At 72.8% G+C, this 20244-nt stretch carries 20 protein-coding genes and 1 tRNA gene; 8 read left to right on the top strand and 13 right to left on the bottom strand.

The features are described from left to right. Positions 1-5: 5 nt before the first annotated feature. Genes lpdA through IU369_RS03340 form a run of 4 tightly spaced genes read right to left on the bottom strand, consistent with a single transcriptional unit; the run spans position 6 to position 6749 of the window. A complete protein-coding gene (lpdA, locus tag IU369_RS03355) occupies positions 6-1433 on the bottom strand; it encodes a dihydrolipoyl dehydrogenase (RefSeq protein WP_217923156.1) in 1428 nt (475 codons plus the stop codon). Further along, positions 1430-2818, bottom strand: coding sequence for a dihydrolipoyllysine-residue acetyltransferase (gene aceF, locus IU369_RS03350; RefSeq protein ID WP_246551425.1), 1389 nt, complete (start codon positions 2816-2818; stop codon positions 1430-1432). The genes lpdA and aceF overlap by 4 nt, the downstream gene beginning before the upstream one ends. Further along, positions 2815-5529 carry a pyruvate dehydrogenase (acetyl-transferring), homodimeric type gene (aceE, locus tag IU369_RS03345; protein WP_217924322.1) on the bottom strand — a complete coding sequence of 905 codons (2715 nt, stop codon included), beginning with the start codon at positions 5527-5529 and terminating at the stop codon, positions 2815-2817. The genes aceF and aceE overlap by 4 nt, the downstream gene beginning before the upstream one ends. Further along, a complete protein-coding gene (locus tag IU369_RS03340; RefSeq protein ID WP_217923154.1) occupies positions 5529-6749 on the bottom strand; it encodes an MFS transporter in 1221 nt (406 codons plus the stop codon). Before IU369_RS03340 ends, aceE begins: the two co-directional genes overlap by 1 nt. 61 nt (positions 6750-6810) lie before the next feature. On the opposite strand from IU369_RS03340, the gene IU369_RS03335 reads away from it, so the two are divergent. After that, entirely contained in the window at positions 6811-7440 is a 630-nt protein-coding gene (locus tag IU369_RS03335) for a TetR/AcrR family transcriptional regulator (RefSeq protein WP_217923153.1), read from the top strand. A gap of 66 nt (positions 7441-7506) precedes the next feature. Beyond that, complete coding sequence (locus IU369_RS03330) at positions 7507-7974, top strand: ATP-binding protein (protein WP_217923152.1); 468 nt, start codon at positions 7507-7509, stop codon at positions 7972-7974. Here the strand turns inward: IU369_RS03330 and IU369_RS03325 are convergent. Beyond that, positions 7920-8669: an SDR family oxidoreductase gene (locus tag IU369_RS03325; RefSeq protein ID WP_217923151.1), complete on the bottom strand. Its 750-nt coding sequence runs from the start codon at positions 8667-8669 to the stop codon at positions 7920-7922. The two genes, IU369_RS03330 and IU369_RS03325, sit on opposite strands and share 55 nt — an antisense overlap. 75 nt (positions 8670-8744) lie before the next feature. Between IU369_RS03325 and IU369_RS03320 the strand changes: the two genes are divergently transcribed. Next, positions 8745-9635 (top strand): exodeoxyribonuclease III, encoded by an 891-nt coding sequence (locus IU369_RS03320; RefSeq protein ID WP_217923150.1) that lies wholly within the window; start codon positions 8745-8747, stop codon positions 9633-9635. After that, complete coding sequence (locus tag IU369_RS03315; protein WP_217923149.1) at positions 9632-10393, top strand: isocitrate lyase/PEP mutase family protein; 762 nt, start codon at positions 9632-9634, stop codon at positions 10391-10393. The genes IU369_RS03320 and IU369_RS03315 overlap by 4 nt, the downstream gene beginning before the upstream one ends. Positions 10394-10400: 7 nt before the next feature. Here IU369_RS03315 and IU369_RS03310 read toward each other — a convergent pair whose 3' ends face one another. Beyond that, a complete protein-coding gene (locus IU369_RS03310) occupies positions 10401-10613 on the bottom strand; it encodes a hypothetical protein (protein WP_217923148.1) in 213 nt (70 codons plus the stop codon). 98 nt (positions 10614-10711) lie between these two features. Here IU369_RS03310 and IU369_RS03305 point away from each other — a divergent pair. Continuing rightward, positions 10712-10784: transfer RNA gene (locus IU369_RS03305), tRNA-Lys, on the top strand. Between the two features lie 104 nt (positions 10785-10888). Next, entirely contained in the window at positions 10889-12049 is a 1161-nt protein-coding gene (locus IU369_RS03300) for a tyrosine-type recombinase/integrase (RefSeq protein WP_217923147.1), read from the top strand. Here IU369_RS03300 and IU369_RS03295 read toward each other — a convergent pair. From IU369_RS03295 to IU369_RS03270, 6 genes are read right to left on the bottom strand one after another with little or no spacing between them, the layout of a single operon-like run. After that, complete coding sequence (locus IU369_RS03295) at positions 11992-12363, bottom strand: helix-turn-helix domain-containing protein (RefSeq protein ID WP_217923146.1); 372 nt, start codon at positions 12361-12363, stop codon at positions 11992-11994. The two genes, IU369_RS03300 and IU369_RS03295, sit on opposite strands and share 58 nt — an antisense overlap. Then, positions 12360-13181, bottom strand: coding sequence for a hypothetical protein (locus tag IU369_RS03290; RefSeq protein ID WP_217923145.1), 822 nt, complete (start codon positions 13179-13181; stop codon positions 12360-12362). The genes IU369_RS03295 and IU369_RS03290 overlap by 4 nt, the downstream gene beginning before the upstream one ends. Further along, a complete protein-coding gene (locus IU369_RS03285) occupies positions 13178-13672 on the bottom strand; it encodes a hypothetical protein (protein WP_217923144.1) in 495 nt (164 codons plus the stop codon). Before IU369_RS03285 ends, IU369_RS03290 begins: the two co-directional genes overlap by 4 nt. Positions 13673-13716: 44 nt before the next feature. Continuing rightward, positions 13717-14742 carry a M23 family metallopeptidase gene (locus tag IU369_RS03280; RefSeq protein ID WP_217923143.1) on the bottom strand — a complete coding sequence of 342 codons (1026 nt, stop codon included), beginning with the start codon at positions 14740-14742 and terminating at the stop codon, positions 13717-13719. Next, complete coding sequence (locus IU369_RS03275) at positions 14739-15665, bottom strand: IclR family transcriptional regulator (RefSeq protein WP_217923142.1); 927 nt, start codon at positions 15663-15665, stop codon at positions 14739-14741. The genes IU369_RS03280 and IU369_RS03275 overlap by 4 nt, the downstream gene beginning before the upstream one ends. Before the next feature lie 16 nt (positions 15666-15681). Next, entirely contained in the window at positions 15682-16125 is a 444-nt protein-coding gene (locus IU369_RS03270) for a helix-turn-helix domain-containing protein (RefSeq protein ID WP_217923141.1), read from the bottom strand. A gap of 168 nt (positions 16126-16293) precedes the next feature. Between IU369_RS03270 and IU369_RS03265 the strand changes: the two genes are divergently transcribed. Together IU369_RS03265 and IU369_RS03260 are read left to right on the top strand one after the other, a co-directional pair. After that, entirely contained in the window at positions 16294-17004 is a 711-nt protein-coding gene (locus IU369_RS03265) for a hypothetical protein (RefSeq protein WP_217923140.1), read from the top strand. Then, the gene (locus IU369_RS03260) at positions 17001-18803 is read left to right on the top strand and encodes a carboxypeptidase-like regulatory domain-containing protein (RefSeq protein WP_217923139.1); all 1803 of its coding nucleotides are present in this window, start codon (positions 17001-17003) and stop codon (positions 18801-18803) included. The genes IU369_RS03265 and IU369_RS03260 overlap by 4 nt, the downstream gene beginning before the upstream one ends. A gap of 62 nt (positions 18804-18865) precedes the next feature. On the opposite strand, the gene IU369_RS03255 is transcribed toward IU369_RS03260, so the two are convergent. Next, positions 18866-20086: a hypothetical protein gene (locus IU369_RS03255; RefSeq protein WP_217923138.1), complete on the bottom strand. Its 1221-nt coding sequence runs from the start codon at positions 20084-20086 to the stop codon at positions 18866-18868. Positions 20087-20244 lie beyond the last annotated feature (158 nt).

The raw sequence follows: 20244 nt of genomic DNA, 5'->3' as shown, positions 1-20244 counted from the left end.
CGGGGTCAGTCGCGGCGGGAGCGCTTCCCGAGGTAGAGGTCGGTGATCGTCCCCTCCGCCGCCTCGGCCGAGAACATCAGCGTCTCGGAGAGCGTCGGGTGGGGGTGGATCGTGCGGCCGAGGTCCTCGGCGTCGGCGCCCATCTCGATCGCGTGCACGGCCTCGGCGATCAGCTCGCCCGCGTTCACGCCGACGATCCCCGCCCCCAGGATGCGGCGGGACCCCGGCTCGACGAGGAGCTTGGTGCGGCCCTCGGCGCGGTGGGTCGCGAGCGCCCGGCCGGAGGCCGCCCACGGGAAGACGGCGACCTCGTAGGGGGTGCCGTCGGCCTCCGCGGCCGTCTCGGTGAGCCCGGCCCACGCGATCTCGGGGTCGGTGTAGGCGACGGACGGGATGGCGCGGGCGTCGAACGCCGCCGGCAGGCCCGCGATCGCCTCGGCCGCGACGACGCCCTGGTGGCTGGCCTTGTGGGCGAGCATGGGGTCCCCGACGATGTCGCCGATCGCGTGGATGTGGGCGACGTTGGTGCGCATCTGCGCGTCGACGGCGATCACCCCGCGGTCGTCGACCTCCACGCCGGCGGCGTCCGCGCCGATCGCGCCGCCGTTGGCGCGGCGCCCCACCGCGACGAGGATCCGGTCGACCGTGACGGCCTCAGGGGCGTCGTCCCCCTCGAAGGCGACGCGCAGCCCGTCGTCGGCGGCCTCGACGCCCGACACGCGCACCCCGAGGTGGATCGCCTCGTAGCGCCTGCCGATCCGCTTCTGGAGGGGCGCGACGAGGTCGGGGTCGCACCCGGGGATGAGCCGGTCGAGCATCTCGACGACGGTGACCCGCGACCCGAGGGCGTCGTAGACCGTCGCCATCTCCAGGCCGATGATCCCCCCGCCGATCACGAGCAGCCGCCCGGGCACCTCGTCGAGGGCGAGGGCGCCGGTCGAGTCCATCACGCGGGGGTCGTCCGGGAGGCCGGGGATGCGGGCCGCCTGGGAGCCCGCGGCGATGATCGCGTGGGCGAACGCGACGGTCTCCTCCTCCCCGTCCGGTCCCTCGACCCGGAGGGCGTTCGGCGACGTGAACGTCCCCGTGCCGCGCACCACCCGGACCTTGCGCCTCTTCGCGAGGCCGTCGAGCCCGCCGGTGAGCGTCGTGACCACCTTCGCCGTCGCGCCGCGCAGGGCGTCGAGGTCCACCTCGGGGGCGCCGAACGCGATGCCCATCGCCGAGGCGTCCTCGGCGTCGGTCATCACCTTCGCCGCGTGCAGGAGCGCCTTGGAGGGGATGCAGCCGACGTTGAGGCAGACGCCGCCGAGCCGCTCGTACCGCTCGACGAGCGTGACGGACAGCCCGAGGTCGGCGGCGCGGAACGCCGCCGTGTAGCCGCCCGGGCCGCCCCCGAGCACGAGGACGTCGGCCTGGCCCTCCTCGCTCACAGCAGCATCTTGCGCGGGTCGCTCAGGAGGTCGGCGAGGTGCGTCGTGAAGCGGGCGGCCGCCGCGCCGTCGACGACCCGGTGGTCGTAGGAGAGCGACAGCGGCAGCATCAGCCGGGGGACGAACTCCCCGTCCTGCCAGACCGGCTTCATCGCGGACCGCGAGACGCCGAGGATCGCGACCTCGGGGGCGTTGATGATCGGGGTGAACGCGGTCCCGCCGATGCCGCCGAGGCTCGAGATGGTGAACGTGCCGCCCTGCATCTGCTCCCGGGAGAGCTTCCCCTCGCGGGCGGCGCCGGACAGCTCGGTCAGCTCGCGGGCGATCTCGAGCAGACCCTTGCGGTCGACGTCGCGGATCACCGGCACCAGCAGGCCCTGCGGCGTGTCGGCCGCGAACCCGAGGTGGAAGTAGCGCTTCAGCACGAGCCGGTCGCCGTCGAGCGAGGAGTTGAACTCGGGGAACGCCCGGAGCGTCGCGGCGCACGCCTTCAGCAGCAGCGACACCATCGTGACCTTCACGCCCTCGTCGGCGTGGGCGGCGTTGACCTCCGTGCGGAAGGACTCCAACGCGGTGATGTCGGCCTCGTCGTGCTGGGTGACGTGCGGGATCATGGCCCAGTTGCGGGCGAGGGCCGGCGCCGCGATGCGCGTGATGCGCGAGCGCTCCACCACCTCGACGGGGCCGAACGACGCGAAGTCGACCTCGGGCCACGGGGGCAGCCCGGCCGGGGCGGCGGGGGCCGCCGCGGGGGCGGCGCCGCCGGAGGCGTCCGCGCCGCCGCCGGACTCCGCGGCCGCGGTCACGTCCTCCTTGGTGATCCGGCCCTTCGGGCCGCTGCCCTCCACGGCGCCGAGGTCGACGCCGAGCTGGCGCGCCAGCCGTCGCGCGCCAGGTCCGGCGTAGACGTCGTCGCCGTCGAACGTGCCGGCGGGCGGGCGCTCCGACCTCACCTCGTCCCCGTCGCCGGCGCCGTCCCCGGAGGAGCCGGTGGGCGCCTCGTCGGGGGCCGCCTGCTGCTCCTCCTGGCCCGCCGACGCGGGATCGGACGTGCCGCCGCTGTCGGGCTCGTCCCCCTCGTCGTCGTCGGGGGCGTCGGCGTCGGGAGCCGCATCGGCCTCCCCGTCGTGGTCCGCGTCGTCCGCGTCGCCGCCGCCCTCCTCCTCGAGGGTCAGGATCAGGTCGCCCTGCGAGACCGCGTCGCCGACCTTCACCGCCACCTCGCCGACCACGCCCGCGGCGGGGGCGGGCACCTCCATGCTCGCCTTGTCCGACTCGAGCACGATCAGCGGGTCCTCGGCGGCGACGGTGTCGCCCGCCGCGACCAGCACCTCGATCACCGGGACGTCGTCGAAGTCCCCGATGTCGGGGACGGTGACCTTCATCGCTGCCACGGCGGGACCGCCTCCGGGTCGATGTCGTAACGGGTGATCGCCTGGGCGGCGATGGCGGCGTCGATCACGCCCTCCCGCGCGAGCGCGCCGAGCGCCGCGACGGTCACGTGGTGGCGGTCGACCTCGAAGAAGCGGCGCAGCTTGACGCGGTAGTCGCTGCGGCCGTAGCCGTCGGTGCCGAGCACGTCGTACCGGCCGCGCACGAACGGGCGGATGCCGTCGGCGAACGCCCGCACGTAGTCGCTCGCCGCCACGACCGGTCCCTCCCGGTCGCCGAGCTGCGTCTCGACGTACGAGAGCCGCGGCTCCTCGGTGGGGTGCAGGCGGCTCCACCGCTCCGCCTCGAGGCCGTCGCGGCGCAGCTCCGTGAAGCTCGTGACGCTCCAGACGTCGGCGCCGACGCCGTAGTCCTCCCGGAGGATGTCGGCGGCGGCGAGCACCTCGCGGAGGATCGCGCCCGACCCGAGCAGCTGCACCCGCGGGCCCTTGCCCTCGGCCTGCCGGATGACGTGCATGCCCCGCAGGATCCCCTCCTCGGAGCCCTCGGGGAGCGCCGGGTGGTGGTAGTTCTCGTTCATCACCGTGAGGTAGTAGAAGGCGTCCTCGCGGTCGGTGAGCATCCGCCGCAGCCCGTCCTGCACGATCACGGCGACCTCGTGCGCGAACGTCGGGTCGTAGGCCCGGCAGTTGGGGATCGTCGCGGCCATGACGTGGCTGTGGCCGTCCTCGTGCTGCAGCCCCTCGCCGTTCAGCGTCGTGCGCCCCGAGGTGCCGCCGACGAGGAACCCGCGCGCGCGGCTGTCGCCCGCCGCCCAGGCGAGGTCGCCGATGCGCTGGAACCCGAACATCGAGTAGTAGATGTAGAACGGGATCATCGGGACGCCGTGGTTGGCGTACGACGTGGCCGCCGCGATCCACGACGACATGGCGCCCGCCTCGGTGATCCCCTCCTCGAGGATCTGGCCGCCCTTGTCCTCGCGGTAGTACATGAGCTGCTCGGCGTCCTCGGGGCTGTAGAGCTGCCCCACCTGGCTGAAGATGCCGAGCTGGCGGAACATCCCCTCCATGCCGAAGGTCCGCGACTCGTCGGGGACGATCGGGACGACGTGGCGGCCGATGCCCTTGTCGCGCACCAGCGTGGAGAGCACGCGGACGAACGCCATCGTCGTCGAGATCTGGCGGTCGCCGGTGTCCTTCAGCAGGGCGTCGAAGGCGGAGAGCGGCGGGATCTCGATCGACGGGGCGTCGGCGTGCCGCGCGGGCAGGCTGCCGCCGAGCGCCGCCCGGCGCTCCCGCAGATACGTCATCTCGGCGCTGTCGTCGTCGGGCTTGTAGAAGACGGCGTCGCGGGCCTGCTCGTCGGTGAGGGGCACGCCGAAGCGGTCGCGGAAGGCGAGCAGCGCCTCCTCGTTCATCTTCTTCTGCTGGTGCGTGATGTTCTGGCCCTCGCCGGCGCGCCCCATGCCGTAGCCCTTGATCGTCTTCGCGAGGATCACGGTGGGCTGGCCCTCGTGGTGCACGGCGGCGTGGTAGGCGGCGTAGACCTTCCGCGGGCTGTGGCCACCGCGGTTCAACGCCCAGATCTGGGCGTCGGACATGTCCTTCACGCGCTCCTTCAGCTCGGGGTACGCCCCGAAGAAGTGCTCCCGCACGTAGTCGGCGTCGCGCGACTTGAACGTCTGGTACTCGCCGTCGACGGCCTCCTCCATGCGGCGCTTCAGCAGGCCGTCGTGGTCCTCGGCGAGGAGGGGGTCCCAGTTCTCGCCCCAGATCACCTTGATGACGTTCCAGCCCGCGCCGCGGAAGTTGGTCTCGAGCTCCTGGATGATCTTGCCGTTGCCCCGCACGGGCCCGTCGAGGCGCTGCAGGTTGCAGTTGACGACGAAGACGAGGTTGTCGAGCTTCTCCCGCCCGGCGAGCGAGATGGCGCCCATCGACTCGGGCTCGTCCATCTCCCCGTCGCCCATGAACGCCCACACGTGGCGGGCGGAGGTGTCCGCGATCTCGCGGCCCTGGAGGTACTTCAGGAAGCGCGCCTGGTAGATCGCCATGATCGGGCCGAGGCCCATCGACACGGTCGGGAACTGCCAGAACTCCGGCATGAGCCAGGGGTGCGGGTACGACGAGAGGCCGTTGCCGTCGACCTCCTGGCGGAAGTTGCGCATCTGGTCGTCGTCGAGCCGGCCCTCGAGGTAGGCCCGGGCGTAGATGCCGGGCGAGGAGTGCCCCTGCATGTAGACGAGGTCGCCGCCGTGGTCCTCGGACCGGGCGTGCCAGAAGTGGTTGAAGCCGATCTCGTAGAGCGTCGCCGCGGACTGGAAGCTGGCGATGTGCCCGCCGAGCTCGGACGACTCCTTGTTGGCCTGCAGCACCAGGGCCGCCGCGTTCCACCGGATGGCGGAGCGCAGCCGGCGCTCCACGTCCTGGTCGTGGGGGATCGGCTCCTCGTCCTCCACGTGGATGGTGTTGACGTAGGGGGTGCTGTCGCTGACCGGCACCACCGCGCCGAAGAGCCGGGCCTCGGTGACCACCCGGCCGAGCAGCTCGCCCGCGCGCTCGGGGCCGTACTCGCGGAGGATGTCGTCGACCGCCTCGAGCCACTCCTGGGTCTCGTTGGGGTCGACGTCGTGGGTCTCGTCGTCTCGGGTCACGGGGGCAGCGTAGCGCCGCCGGCCTGCGGGGACCCCGGCCCCGTGGCCCATCAGGTCGTGCGCGACACCAGCGTCTCGGCCGGGGCGGGCGGCGTGTCGACCCACGGGATGACCTCGCGGAAGAAGCGGCGTCCGACGGTCACCACGAACAGCGCGATGCCGATCGCGACCGCCGAGAAGATGCCGAGGGTCGCCGTGAGGCCGATGCCGTCGGCGAGGTAGCCGAGGGCGACGGTCGGGATGGTCCCGGCGTAGGCGCACATGTAGAGCAGCGACATCAGCTTGCCGCGCTCCCCGATCGGGACGATCGTGCCGCAGATGACGGTCCCCCCGTAGAGGATGAACCCGTTGCTGAGGCCGATCGCGGCGGCGGCGAAGAGCACGATGCCGACGTTGTCGAGGGTCGACGACGCGACGATCAGCAACGACAGCGTCGATGCGAGCAGCACCCCGATCGTCATGGAGAGCCGCGGTTCGAGCCCGCGGGCGAGGAAGGGCGCGAGGCCGCCGAGGGCGAGCACCATGAACCCGATCGCGCCGATCACCGCGAGGTTCTTCACGTCGAGTGTCTCGGAGACGAAGATCGGCACCACCGACAGCACGGTGCCCTCGACGAAGCTCATCATGAAGGTGGCGGGCGCCACGTAGGTCAGGAAGCCGCGGGCCTGCCCGGCGGGCACGCCGATGCGGATGCGGAACGGCCCGGGCTCCGCCTTTCGCATGAGCGTCTCGGACGCCGTCGCGATGGCGATGATCCCGATGACCATGAGGACGATGTGCCCCCAGAAGGGGGTGTGGCGCGGGGCGGGGCCGTACTGGGCGGCGAGGCCCGCGAGGCCCGGCCCGAGGCCGAAGCCGAGGCGGAAGAACACCCCGGCGAGCGCGGCCGCGAGGGCCTTGCTCTCGACGCGGGCGTGGTCGACGACGAAGGCGGCGCCGACGCCGAGGAAGCCGCCGATCGCGAGGCCCTGCAGGACCCGGCCGGCGAACAGCAGCGGCACGCTCTCGGCGAGGGCGAACACGAGCGACGCCAGCGTCATCAGGACCATCGCGGGGAGCAGCAGGCGCTTGCGCCCGAGCCGGTCGCTCAGGTTGCCGGCGATCAGCATCGTCGGGCAGACGGTCACGGTGTAGGTGACGAAGAGCAGCGTCGCCGTGCCCGTCGAGATGCCGAAGTGGGACTTGTAGAGCGGCAGCAGCGGGGTGAGCGTGCTCGTGCCCATGGTGAGCACGAGCATCCCGATCAGGGCCTTCCAGGATCCCAGGGTCATGCCGGTCAACATACCAAACGGTCCAGTTCACTAAACCGCCCGGTGGTGGTACCGTCCGGTCGTGGCCGCCGCGCCGGAACCGACAACCGCCCCCGAGGGACGCCGCGCCGGGCGCCCGCGCTCGCCGGCCGTCGACGCCGCGATCATCGACGCGGCGATCCACCTGCTCTCCACCGAGGGCTACGCCCGCATGAGCATGGACGGCGTCGCCGCGCGCGCCGGGGTCAGCAAGGCGACGCTCTACCTCCGTTACGCCGGGAAGGCCGACCTGGCGACCGCCGCCCTCGCCCACCTGCGCGAGACGGGGCGCCCCGCCCCGACGGGCGACCTGCGGACCGACCTGCTCGCCCAGCTGCGCCAGGCGCGGCGCAACGCCGAGCGGGTGACGGTGATGGCGCTCGTCGGCACCTGCCTCACCGAGGAGCACCACACCCCCGAGTTGCTGCGCCTCTTCCGGGAGCGGACCCTGCAGCCGCGGCGGGAGATCTACCGGCGCCTGCTCGACGACGCCGTCGCCGCGGGCGCCGCCGACCCCGGCGTCGACCGGGACGCCGTCATCGACCTCATCTCGGGCGCCTACCAGGCGCGGTACCTCTCGGGCGACGGCTTCCCGGAGGGCTGGGAGGAGGGGGTCGTGGACGCCGTCATGGCGTGTCTCGCACCCCGAACCGCCCCGGGCGGGGACGGTTAGGCCGTGGATCGCCGGGTACCCACCACGGGTGCACCTCCCCCCGCCGAGACGTCCGGTGACGACGTGGTGAGGCTCCGCGCCGGCGAGCCGGCGTCACCGCCCGCGACGCGCCGCCTGGTCGAGTGCGTGGCGTCCGGCCTCGCCCGTGCGGGCTGGCCGACGGACGACCGCGACGACGTGGTGCTCGCCGTCGACGAGGCCGTCCAGAACGCGATCGAGCACGGCTCCGAGCCGCACGCGCCCGTCGAGGTGGAGCTGGAGGCCGACGGCGACCGCGCGCACGTCCGGATCCGCGACCGGGGCCGCCCCGGCGCCCCGACGCCCGTCCACCCCCCGACGCCGCCGGAGCCCCACGAGATCCGCGGGCGGGGTCGGGTGATCATGGCCGCCATCGCCGACGACGCGCGGTGGCACGAGCGCGCCCCCGGCACCGAGGTGGAGCTGCGGTTCTCGCGTCCCCCCGTCGCCGGCGACGGGCGTCACCAGGAGCGGGTCAGCCCCCCGTCGACGAGGAGCGACTGCCCCGTCACGTAGCGGGCGCGGTCGGAGCAGAGGAAGACCGCCACGTCGGCGATCTCGGCGGGGGTGCCGAGCCGGCCGGCGGGGACGAGCCGGCGCGCCGCCTCCTGGGCCGCGGCGAGGGAGCCGTGGTTGGCGACGATGCGGTCCGTCGCGATCCGCCCCGGCAGCACGGCGTTGAACGTGACCCCGTCGGCGGCGGCGGTGTGCGCGAGGTGCTTCATCGCGGCGAGCAGGCCGGGCCGGTTGGCGTTGGAGAGCTGCAGCCCGCCGATCGGCTCGCGAGCGGCGCTGGACGACACGGCGAGGACGCGGCCCCACCCCCGCGCCCGCATGCCGGGGACGAGGCGCGCCATGAGCAGCATCGGCGCGACGACGAGGGCGCGGTGCGCGGCCTCCCACTGGGCGGCGGTGAATCCGAGCGGGTCGGCCCCGGTGGGCGGGCCCCCGGTGTTCGCGACGAGCACGTCCACGGGTCCGAGGTCGCGCTCGACGGCGTCGACGAGGGGGTCGATGGTGGCGAGGTCGTCGCTGTCGAGGTGGTGGGCGCTCCCGCCGATCGCGCCCGCCAGCTCCTCGAGCGCCTCCCGCGACCGGGACGCCACGGCGACGCGCGCGCCCTCCGCGGCGAGGCCCTCGGCGATGGCCCGGCCGATGCCCCGGGACGCCCCGGTCACCAGCGCGACGCGCCCCTCCAGCCCGAGTTCCATCGCCCGACCCTACCCCGGGGGGACGGCGCCGGGGGCGGAGGCGCGCCAGGGGCGGAGGCTCGTATGGTGGGGCGGATGCGCATCGCGACCTGGAACGTGAACTCGGTACGGCAGCGGATGCCGCGGCTGCTGCCGTGGCTCGACGACCGCCGCCCCGACGTCGTCTGCCTGCAGGAGACGAAGCTCGCGGACGACGCGTTCGCGGAGCTGCTCGACGACGAGCTGGCGGCGCGGGGCTACGCCGTCGCGGCGCACGGGCAGGGTGGCTGGAACGGCGTGGCGATCCTGTCCCGGGTCGGCCTCGACGACGTCGTGACCGGCCTCGCCGGCGCGCCGGACTGGGAGGTCCCGGAGGCGCGGGCGCTGGCCGCGACCTGCGGCGGCGTGCGGGTCCACTGCCTGTACGTGCCGAACGGGCGGCAGCCCGACTCGGACCACTACCGCTACAAGCTGGAGTGGCTCGCCGCGCTGCGCGACGTCGTGGCGGGCGGCCCGGACGACGCGATCGTGGTCGGCGACATGAACATCGCCCCCGCCGACGCGGACGTCTTCGACCCGGAGGCGTACGTCGGCCAGACCCACGTCACGCCGCCGGAGCGCGCGGCCCTCGCCGACCTCATGGCGCTGGGGCTGCACGACGTCGTGCGGGAGCGGTGGCCGTCGGAGCGGATCTTCACGTACTGGGACTACCGCGCCGGCATGTTCCACAAGGACCTGGGGATGCGGATCGACCTGGCGCTCGCGTCGGCGCCGGTGGCGGAGCGGGTGCGGGCGGCGTGGGTGGACCGCCAGGCGCGCAAGGGCACCGGCCCGAGCGACCACGCGCCGGTGATCGTCGACCTGGACGAGGCGCCCGACGGCGACATCGGCCCGGTCGTGCCACCCCCGTCGGCGAAACCCGCCCGGCGGGGCTCCACCCGCCTCCCCCAGGCGGACGACCCGACGACCCGTGGAGACAGGCGATGACGGTGGACGCGGCAGGCGCGGCGGCGCGGCTCAGGGCACTCCACGGCGGGGAACGGCCGCTGGTGCTGCCGACGGTGTGGGACGCATGGTCGGCGCGGACGGCGGTGCGGGCGGGGTTCGCCGCCCTCACCATCGGCAGCCACCCCCTCGCCGACGCCCTCGGCTCGGGCGACGGCGAGAAGCTGTCGCTGGAGCAGGTGTTCACGGCGGTCGGGCCGATCATCGCGTCCGTCGACGTACCCGTGTCGGTCGACCTGGAGTCGGGTTACGGGCACCCGCCGGAGGACCTGGTGGAGGGCCTCGTCGCGGTGGGCGCCGCCGGCCTGAACATCGAGGACACCGTCCACTCGGAGGGCGGGCGGATGCGCGCGCCGGAGGAGCACGCGGAGTACGTCGCGGGCCTGCGACGGGCGGCCGACGCGGCGGGGGTGCCGCTGGTGGTGAACGGCCGGACCGACCTCTTCAAGGACGCGGCCGACCCGGCGGCGCTCCGCGACGAGGGCGTCGCCCGGCTGCTGCTGCTGGTCGAGGCGGGGGCCGACTGCGTCTACCCGGTGCGGATCCAGAGCGACGACGACCTGGTGCGCGACGTGGTCGCCGCGATACCGGTGCCGGTGAACATCACGGCGCACCCCGTCGACCACTCGCTCGCGCACCTGACCTCCCTCGGCGTGGGGCGCATCACGTTCGGACCGCTCCTGCAGGCCGCCCTGACCGACCACTCCCTGGAGATCGAGCGCCGCTGGCTCGCGGGCTGAGCGGCGCCTAGCCGGAGGAGGCGTCGCCGGCGCGCAGGAGGCGCTCCGACGCGACGGGGGCGAGGTGGTGCCCGGCGGCGACGAGCGCCTCGGCGAGCAGCACCCGGTCGATCTGCCCCTGGTACACCGGCACGCCGACCTCGTCGGCGGCGTTCACCACGACGTCCGGCTCGACTTCGAGCAGGGCGGCGATCTGGTCGGGGGTGAGGTGCACGGCCACGGGCGATCCCTCCGGTGGTTTGCTCAGCCGCCGCAGGATGCCAGCCGGGCGGGCCCCGTCGCGACCCGCCCGGGCCCCGGAGGCGTCAGAATGGCGGTGGGCCGTTAGCTCAGTTGGCAGAGCAGGGGACTTTTAATCCCAAGGTCCTGGGTTCGAATCCCAGACGGCCCATCGGTGAGATCGCGCTTGAGATAGGCGATCACGGCTTCTCCGATCGTTGTTAACAGGGCCCTGCGATTGCAGGGTGGGAACAGAAGTGGGAACATCGCCCTCCCATGGCGGCCCCCTACGAGCGCACGACCACCCCCGGCGTCTACCGCCGTGGCAGCCGCTACGTTGTGACGTTCACGGACCCATCGGGACGCCGGCGTAAGCGCGCGGCGACGACCCTCGCTGAGGCGCGCCTCCTGAAGAGCTCGCTCGCCGCCGACGTCGCCCGAGGCGAGTTCCGCGAGTCGTCGCGCGCGCGCTTCGAGGACTACGCCCGCGAGTGGGTGCGCACCTACGAGGGGCGGACGAGTCGCGGCATCCGCCCGGAGACGATCGCCGAGTACGACCGCGACCTGCAGCTCCACGTGATCCCGGTCATCGGCCGTCGACGCCTGTCCGAGATCGAGCAGCGGGACCTGAAGGCCCTCGCTCGCCACCTCACAGACAAAGGACTCGCACCCGCGACCGTGCGCATCGTCATGGCCCCGGTCCGGGCTCTGTTTGCCACGGCCGTCGAGGAGGGCCTGCTGCGGGTTAACCCCGCCGCCGGCCTTCGTCTCGGCGCAGGTGCGAAGCTCGACCCGACCGAGAAGCGTCGCGCGCTCGACGAGGGCCAGCTCGCTCGCCTGATCGAGGAGACCCCCGAGCGCTGGCGCCTGATCGTGCGCTTCCTCGCCCAGACCGGTCTTCGCGTCGGCGAGCTGATCGCGCTGCGCTGGGAGGACGTTGACCTCGGCACGCGGCGTGTGAACGTGCGCCGACGTCTCCGACTCGGTCGCCTCGACACTCCCAAGAGCAGCTACGGGATCCGGCAGGTGCCGATCTCGACGCGCCTGGCTCAGGACCTGTGGCGCCACCGGGCCGGCGCCGACGACGAGGCCCTGGTCTTCCTCGGGCCCGAGGACCGTCAGCTGCGCCCGGAGTTCGTGCTGCGCTCGATCGTCAAGCCCGCCGCCGCGCGGGCCGGAGTGCCCTGGGCAGGCGTCCACACCCTGCGCCATACCTGCGCCTCGATCCTCTTCCGCTCCGGCTGGAACGCGAAGCAGGTACAGGTCGTGCTCGGCCACCACTCGCCGGCCTTCACCCTGGCGACCTACGTCCACCTGATCCCCGACGACCTCCCGGAGCCGCGCTTTGCCCACGACGAGGACCCCGGCCCGGCCGGTACTCACGCGGCCGAGCCCCAGCGCACCAGCGACGGGTCGTCGGCGCCTCGACGCAGGTAGGCCTCGAGCTCGGCGCGCGCGATCAGCGTCCGCGCTCCGTCCTTGATGCGGCTGAGCCGACGCTGTGACAGAAGGTCGTCGATGCGCTGACGACGGCACCGCAGGTAGGCAGCGGCCTCGTCGATCGTGAGATACGGCGATTCGCGATCGATGCCGCGGGGCTCGGTGCGCAGGAGCGCCGCCATCTGGTCGGCGATGCGCCTCACGTCTTCGTCACTCAGCTCGACCGAGATCCGGAGCCAACCCGGGTGTTCCGATGCGCCGGACTCGGCGCGGCCGCCTTTGCTGGCCTCTCTGTACTCACTGTGGCTCATGCTGGCGGCGGACCGATCCCCGCGGCCGGCGCTCCCGGGAGGACGAGCTGCACCAGCGGCCCGCGCGGCTCGATCGCCACGGCTCGAAGCAGCCAGTCAGAGCCGTCGCACGCGTCAACGGCCGCTTCCGTCCCCGCCGGAACGGACCGCACGCGGGCAGGAACCATGGGCAGGCGCCAACCGGCCTTGAAGAAGGCCATCGCTTCCGGATGGCGAGCGCAGACCTCGAGGGTGTCCCATTCGACACCATCGAAGAGCGCCGCGAACTCGTGCGGCTGCTTCCACGCCGTCCGGGGGGCCAGGGTGACGAGGTAGCCGCGGTCAGACCGCTCTCGGGCCACCGAGCACCCGACCTTGAGGACGTCCCAAAGCGTTTCGTGCCGCTTCCTGGGGGGCGCGCTGTTGATACCAGGCGCACCCCATTTCTTGAACTCGAGGATGGCCGCATGCGTGTCATCCGGCCGACCATCCGCCACCGAGACGTCGTAAGGGCCGAGGGCCGGAAAGTCCGTGAGCCCGTGCCCGCCCCCGGTGCGGGCTCTGAGGTCCCATGAGAGCTCGCCGTTGAGCGCCGCCGCGAGGGCAACCTCGAACGGTCGCTCGACTGCGACTCCGAGACACGCAGGCTTGGCGATCAACGCCGCTCGGGATCCCACGGATGCGATCACGGCCTCCATGACGGACGGCCAGTCTTCCGCCGTTGTGGTGCGCGGGATGATCCGCTCGTTTTCTTCGATGAGCGCAGCCCACTCCGCCTCCGAAGCGCGACGCGGTAGTCCGCGTATTCGCCGGAGCAGGTTCGACAGCCACAGTGTCACCAGTAGTCCTCCGGCTCGGGCTCGCGTTCGTCCGGATCGAACCCCGCGGCGACCACACGGGCTCGGTCGACCCGGGTTTCGGCGTCGAGCCCCCAGAGCAACTCGAGCAGGTCGAGGAGGAGGGCCCGATGACCGCGGCGGACGGCCTCGGCGGCCTCGTCGAGGGCATCTCTATGGCGCTGATAGAGGGCGGCAACCAGCGGCGGCGCTTCGAGGTATCCGCCGAACGCCGAGCCGCTCTTCAGGAGCCAGTCGGTCGCCCGGAGGAACAGCCGTTGCAGCGCGGCGGGATTGCGCCCCCCTGCCAGGCCTGATCGCATGTGCTCGGGCATCGACTCGACGAGCCAGACGGGGAGGCCCTCCGGCAGCGAGCGGGGCCCTTGCCGTAGATCCACCAGGAACGCTGTCTCCATCGCCGCGAGCCGGCGTGTGTGGAAGGTCTCAAGATCCACGTGGGCGCCTGCGTACCGCTGCGCGTCGAGCCACGCCATCAAGAGGTCGTCGCGGGTCAGGGCCCGCTTCCGTGGCTCGCCCACTATCCGACCCCTGCGAGGGCAACTGGATCACGCCGCATGACGCCGAGGTGAAGGTGGTCGACGCCGTTCGCCGCGCCGGAGAAGCCGATGAGCTGCCCGAGCGCCACCCGATCGCCCTCGCCCACCACGATCCCCGACAGGTGCGCGTAGTAGTAGGCGTCGTCGGCCGACTCGATGGTTAGCTGGGCGCCGCCGAAGCGGCCGTCGAAGCGCGTCGCGTCGCCGCCGATCCGCACGATCTCCCCGGCCTGCACGGCGAAGAGCGGCGATCCGAAGGGCAGGCTGATGTCTACCGCGCGGTCCGACTGCCAGTTGTTCGGCCAGGCGCCGTAGTCGTGCGTGCCCTCCCCGGGGCCGCCGCTGAGAGTGCCGAGGCCTCCGGTCGGTGTCGCGAGGCCTCCGGGGCCGATCGTCGCGCCGGCGCCGAGAGCACCCCCCTGCGCCTCCAGGGTGATCGGCAGGGTCGGGTCGCCGCCGAGGTCCGCGTAGAAGCGCCCGACCGCCTCCACCCACGCGGAGTTGAGGTCGCCCGGATCGTTGGTCGCACCGACCGGAGCCCAGACCGGCTGGATGTCGGCGAGCGTCGTGCGTCCCCGGCCGAGGTAGTTGGTCGCCAGGCCGCGGGCGACCGTGGCGATGTTCTGCTCCCATGAGCTGAACGGGATCGCCGGCCCCCAGCCGAAGGCGTTGTTGATGCCGGCGCCCGACCCTTCGGTCCCGAGCACCGACTCGTGGCGGGCGATCGCCACCAGCGCGCGCGGGTCGATTCCGTTTCGCACTCCCTCGGCGACGAACACCCGCCCGAGTCCCACAAGCGGCGAGCCGGGCACGTCGTCGGCCATCCACTCGTCGAGCGCCGCCGCGTTCACCGACGAGGACGCCGCCCGGGCCGAACTCGTCCATCCGCCCGCGGCGGCGAGGAGCGCGAGGAGTGGCAGGGAGACGATGAGCGCTACCACGCCGGCCAGCGCCGCCAGCCCCCAGCGAAAGAGGGGCAGCGCGCGCGGGGCGGCGGCCGTGCTCACGACCCACCGGCTCCCGAGCCGCGCTTGGCGCGGGGTGTTCGCCGCGGGCGGCGGGTCGGCTCGGTGACACCTTCGCGCGCCGGAGGCACCGGCGGCTCTACCGCCCCGAGCACCTCGACCTCGAGAGTCCGCGCAGGCATGGCGGCGAGTCCGCCGGCCCCGAGGGCGGCAGATACCCGCTCGGCCTCGGCGACGACCAGCTCAGCAATCGTCGCGATCCTCCTGTCGGGAATGCTCGCGCGCGCGCCGCCGACCCCGACTGCGGCGATCACCTCACCGGTGTGGTCGCGCACGGGCGCACCGATCGAGCGTCGCGGCCCGTCGAGCTCGCCATCCTCAAGGGCGTATCCGCGCTCGGCGATCACGGCGAACTCGGAGCGAAGGCGCTCGGGGTCGGTGATCGTCCTCGGGGTCCACGCGTCGAGGACGAGCTCGGCGAGCACCACCTCCCGCGTGGGCGCCGGCAGGAAGGCGAGGATCGCCTTTCCGAGGGCGGTTGCGTGGGCCGGGAAGGCGCGCCCGAGAGCGCGCGCCGGGCCGCGGAACTGCTCGACGTAGATCGCCCGCCCGCCCGAGAGCACCGCGATCAGGCCCGGCATGTCGGTCGACTTCTTGAGATCCGGAACCACCTGGCGAAGCTCTTCCCAGGGGTTCAGCCCGGCGAGGGCCCGGGCCGAGAGCTCACCGAGGCGTCCCGGAGCGAGGCGATAGCGCTTGGTCAGCGGGCTCGCCTCGACGAGACCCGCCTCGGCCAGGTGAAGGACGAGCTTGTGGGCGTTCGGGGTCTGGGTACCGATTCGCTCACCGAGTTCGGGCAGCGTCAGCTCGGGCTCGGCCTCTAGGGCGGCGATGATCTGCAGGGCCTGCTCGAGCGCCTTCACCCGGTACATCTCTGGGAGAGGCTCCTGCCCCGGGGCGCTCATCGGCTGACTCCGCCCGTCACGCGCGGCGCCGGGGGTCCCGCTCCTTGATGTAGCGGGTGTCCGCATCGGGGTCCGCGCGCAGGTACTCCCGAAGGGCCCCCTCGGAGGTGCGCCACTCGTTGCCCTCCTTCCAGGCGGGGAGCCGCTCGGCCATCGCCTCGTGGTAAATGGTGTGCAGCTCGACCCGCAGGAAGTCGGCGGCCTCCTGAGCCGACAGGGCGATCGGCGCCTCGGGGACAGCCAGCTGGTGGACGGTTGGAAGCGGGGGCGTGCCGCGAAGCCGCCGACCGGGAGTCCAGCGAGCGGCGACGGCCTCGCGGAGGAAACGCCACTCCTTGCCCACCCGCCGCGCGGGAAGGCGCCCCGATCGCGCGGCCCGGTGGACACTGTTGGGATGAAGCTCGAGCCACTCGGCCACCTCGGGAAGCGTCAGGACCTCGTGGCGGGGCGGCTCGCTCATCCGGCGTAGCTTCTCCCAAAATGCGGATCGCTGCTGGCGTTACGGCACGATTTCGCATGTCGATGCTGTTCATGGCTCATAGCTATATCACCTCTCACTCACTTGACGTCAAGACGGGCGACGGGGATGATGCGCGAGACTCGCCGTGTCTCCCACTGAGGTCCGCTGGTGAGCGACGCTCCGCTCGACCCATCGATCCCCGAAGACGACCGCGGCCCGGACCTCGCCTGGCTCTCGGACGGGCCCGTTGCGAGCGAGGACTCCAATTCGGCCATCTGGCCGACCGAGGCGGTCGACATGGTGCCGCTTCCGGGTTTCACGCTCGACGACGACAGCGTGCTGGTTCCGCTTCCTTCGGTGGCAGGCGACGACTCGCCGCCGGATGGCGCGCCGATCGCCCCCGCGCCCACGCCGAGCCGCCCCTCCGGACGACGCGTGCGCCTGTCGCTCGGGGCACGCGCGGGTGCCGGGGCCGGCGTCCTGGGCGCGGTGATCCTCACGGTGGTCACCGTTTCCGGGGGGATCGGCCTGCCCCCCGCGGGTGACTTCGGCCGGCCGGAGGAAGCAACGGCGCCCACCGCCGCGCCGGCGACGCCCTCGGCGAAGATCGACGCGGCCTGGATCGCCAGACTTGACAGGTCCCTGAAGGCATCGCAGCTGCAGGCGCGCCGCGAGGCCGCCGCGCTCGAACAGAAGAAGAAGCGCGCGGCGGCCAGACAGCGCGCGCGTGAGCGGGCGGCGAGGACTCCGGCGCCCGCCGAGACCCGGCTGGTGTCGAGCCCGCCCGTGCGCGAGGCGCCAGCCGACCCCTGGGCGGCGGTGCCGCCCGCGGTGCGCGAGTTCGAGCCCGGCCCGTGGAACCTCGGCGGCGCCTCGTGAGGGCGCGGGGCGCCCTCATCGCCGCGGCGCTCACGGCGCCGCTGGCGCTCGCCCCCCTCGCGAGCGCGACCGAGGGCAGCCTCTACGCGGTCGGCGTCGGGGCGCTGGTCAACCATCGGGTACCGGACGAGCAGTGCAACTCGCGCCAGGACGGGGCGGTCTTCGGTGTCTTCTGCCCGCCCGCCGCGCCGTCGCTCCAGGGCGCCAAGTGGCAGATCGACCTGCGCACCCCCTGGGGCGGAACGACGATCGAGTCGATCTCGTGGCGCGCGGTCCGCTACCACGAGACGCCGACCTCGATCGCGCTCGAGGCGCTCGGCGACGGCAACCCGGTCTGGGGGGTCGCCGAGCAGGACGTGCCGCGGAGCCCGGCGGCACCGAAGGCGTACCTGGTCAGCCTGCGAGGCCAGACCGTCTCCCTGCGACTGCGCCAGACGGAGACCCGCCAGCAGCCCAACCGGGTCTGGTCGATCATCGAGCCCACGATCAACGTACGCGACCTCGACGCGCCGACGATCGCCCTGCGGGGGCTGCCGGCGGACTGGGTGACCGGCGACGAGATGCGCGTCGATTGGAGCGCCGCCGACAACCTCGGCTCGGACGGGATCGGGCAACAGCGGATCGTCGTGGCATCGCGGCTGAAGTGGGCCGGCGCGCCCGGGCAGGGCGCCCACGGCGTCGTGTTCGGGCTGACCGACATCCCTGACGGCGTCCATCAGGTACGACTGGAGGCCGACGGCGATGGCACGGCCCCCGCCGCGACCCAGACGGGGGTCGTGAGGATCGACCGAGCGCCCCCGAGCGCCCGCGTCGACGTCGCGCCGAGCGGTCCCGACCGGGTTCGCCTCACGACCTCGGTCGCCGACGCGACCAGCGGCGTCCGCGCGTGGACCCTTCGGGCCGGCGGCACCGCGGGGCCCGTCGTGGCCTCGGGCACCGCGGCCGGCTCGGCGGTCGAGGCCTCGCTCGGTGACTACGTCGGCCCGGGCCAGTCGGTCGCCTTCTACCTGTCGGCCGAGGACAACGCCGGGCACGTCACGAGCTTCGTGTCCGACCTCGTCGGCCGCGCGGCGCCGGGAGCGACGAGCGCCCTGCCGACCGTCCTTGTGGGACCCGACGCCGAGCTCGGCGAGCCCGGCCGCATCGAGGCGAGCGGGGCGGCGCTTCCGAACTTCTCGCGGATCCAGACTCTCGGCCTGTCGTCAGCGCACGCGCTCGGGAGCACCCGGGCTGGACGGCGGAAGGTGCCGGTCATCGAGGGGACGTACGGACGCCCCGTCGGCGTGCGCGGCCGGTTCGTCCACGCGAACCGTCGCGGCCTGCGCGGCGCCACCGTCTACCTGCTCGATCCGACCGGTCGCACCCACGCGACGACCCTCACCGACCGGCGAGGGCGCTTCCGCTTCACGGCCCGCCCGCGCCGGCCGGGCGTCTGGCGGGTCATCGCCCTCGGGCGTCCCCTCGTTGTGACCCAGGCCTACATCCTCGTGCGCCCCTTGGTCCGCACTAGGGTCAGTGCCTTGGCGCTTCGGCCCGGCGACACTCTCCGCGTCTCGGGCGTCGTCCGGCCGCGGGCGAAGGCGCGCGGGAAGTCGGTGTTGCTGCAGTGGCGGCGCGGGGAGGAGTGGCGCCCGCTGGCAACCACGAGGACCGACCGGCGCGGGCGCTTCGCGCTCGGCTATCGCTTCAACCCGGCGGGCGGCGGGTACTCGGTGCGCCTCCGGGTGGTGGTCCCTCGAGAGCAGGGCTGGCGCTTCGCGCCGATCGTCGCCAAACGGCTCCGAGTCGTCATCGGCTGAGTCTCTGGTCTCGGCCCCCGCGGAGTCCCATGGTGCCTGGTGCGCTCTCCGCCTCTGCGCACCTACCAGTCCCAGCGACGCCGCTCCGCACGAGCGGCGGCGAACCCGGCGACCTCTCGAAGCAGCTCATCGAGACCGCCGTTGCGAACTCGGCAGTGGGCGCAGGGGAGGGACAAGTGAGCCACCCCTTCAAGCGCGCTCTGGGGCAGATCGACCATGACCGCGAGATCAGCGCCGCCCAAAGACTCGACGAGCGCAGCGCCGATCACATCTGGATGGTTGCTCGCGCGCGCCGCGGCCGGCAGGTGATCGGGGAAGCGCGGAGCCGCGACATGTCTGACTTTGACGTCGTCGTGCAGCACGTTCTTGAGCTCCTGCGCTAGCCATCCGTGGATCGTCACCACGGCGATCTCGTGGATCCGAGCGGCGCGACAGAGCGCTCGAACTCGAGTGGGACTGGGAGCCCTGGTGCGGCTGACGGCTGCCTCTGGCGGGAATCCTTGGGCGGCCGGCGAGATGATGCCGTCGGGCGAAACCGGTCCCCGCTCTCCGAGACGACAGTCGAGAAGCGGCACGACCGAGACCTCCGTGGAGGGATCGAGTCCGCGTCCGATTCTGTTCGGTATCCCGACCAGGCGCAGGTCAGGACTCAGCCACACGACGCTTCCGTGGCGGGCGAGCGAGAAGGCGTCCTTCGTCCAGCTGGCCACGGCGGGCGTTCTCCCACCCGCCCGGTCAAGGAGAGGACGGCGGTTCCAGAGGAACCAGCAGATGCGAGCTCGATCCTTCTCGGCCTTCCCCGTAACGTCCCGAATCGCCGACTGAGAAAGAGGCTCCGCCACAAAGACGAGGTTGACCGGCCCACGCCCGGCTCCCGTCGTGCTCAGGTGGACGGGGCGAGGTGGAGAGCCGCCGCCACGCTCGACCCGCATGCCCTCACCCCGTGCCCATTGGGCCAGGAGACTCGCCGCGTGAATGCCCGCGGCCTGCGGCCCGTGGTGGTCGAGCACGAGGTTGGGATCGAACTCATGGACAAAGTGATCCCGTTTGCTTCCGCCCTTCGCCGTCTTGAACCTCGGACACGGACATCCGGGCATGGGGCAGAGCATGTGGCGGGGGACGAGTCGGCTGCTTCGAAAGCGCGGGGCTGCGCCGACCTCTAGGTAGACAAGATCGGCGTCCTCCCCGAGCCGCCCGTCGCGCGCCCAGAGTTGGCGACGGTCTCCGCCCGAGAGCTCGTCGAAGAAGCGCTGGTGTTCCGTTGCCGGTGCCGTCCAGTTCACCTGGCCAGCCTCCCATACGGCCCTGACGGATCGAGGCTTGGGTTGCCGGTCCGGCCGGCGGACGAGCGACATTCACCGTCGGTCCTGGCACTTATGAAGCAACTAGCACTTGACGTTACCGGTCACGTCACGTAGTTATGACGCTGTACACCTCATTA

The sequence above is a fragment of the Miltoncostaea oceani genome (assembly GCF_018141545.1).
Classification (GTDB): Bacteria; Actinomycetota; Thermoleophilia; order Miltoncostaeales; family Miltoncostaeaceae; genus Miltoncostaea; species Miltoncostaea oceani.
This window is presented reverse-complemented; position numbering and strand designations above follow the sequence as displayed.

What these genes read in the sequence shown, in the direction of transcription:
- IU369_RS03285 (WP_217923144.1), bottom strand. Translation starts at nt 13,672, where the DNA reads ATGGCGTGGCTCGACGCGCAGCGGTACGCAGGCGCCCACGTGGATCTT.
- IU369_RS03275 (WP_217923142.1), bottom strand. Translation starts at nt 15,665, where the DNA reads ATGAGCGCCCCGGGGCAGGAGCCTCTCCCAGAGATGTACCGGGTGAAG.
- IU369_RS03315 (WP_217923149.1), top strand. Translation starts at nt 9,632, where the DNA reads ATGACGGTGGACGCGGCAGGCGCGGCGGCGCGGCTCAGGGCACTCCAC.
- IU369_RS03320 (WP_217923150.1), top strand. Translation starts at nt 8,745, where the DNA reads ATGCGCATCGCGACCTGGAACGTGAACTCGGTACGGCAGCGGATGCCG.
- aceF (WP_246551425.1), bottom strand. Translation starts at nt 2,818, where the DNA reads ATGAAGGTCACCGTCCCCGACATCGGGGACTTCGACGACGTCCCGGTG.
- IU369_RS03340 (WP_217923154.1), bottom strand. Translation starts at nt 6,749, where the DNA reads ATGACCCTGGGATCCTGGAAGGCCCTGATCGGGATGCTCGTGCTCACC.
- aceE (WP_217924322.1), bottom strand. Translation starts at nt 5,529, where the DNA reads ATGGGCCACGGGGCCGGGGTCCCCGCAGGCCGGCGGCGCTACGCTGCC.
- IU369_RS03270 (WP_217923141.1), bottom strand. Translation starts at nt 16,125, where the DNA reads ATGAGCGAGCCGCCCCGCCACGAGGTCCTGACGCTTCCCGAGGTGGCC.
- IU369_RS03300 (WP_217923147.1), top strand. Translation starts at nt 10,889, where the DNA reads ATGGCGGCCCCCTACGAGCGCACGACCACCCCCGGCGTCTACCGCCGT.
- IU369_RS03295 (WP_217923146.1), bottom strand. Translation starts at nt 12,363, where the DNA reads ATGAGCCACAGTGAGTACAGAGAGGCCAGCAAAGGCGGCCGCGCCGAG.
- IU369_RS03325 (WP_217923151.1), bottom strand. Translation starts at nt 8,669, where the DNA reads ATGGAACTCGGGCTGGAGGGGCGCGTCGCGCTGGTGACCGGGGCGTCC.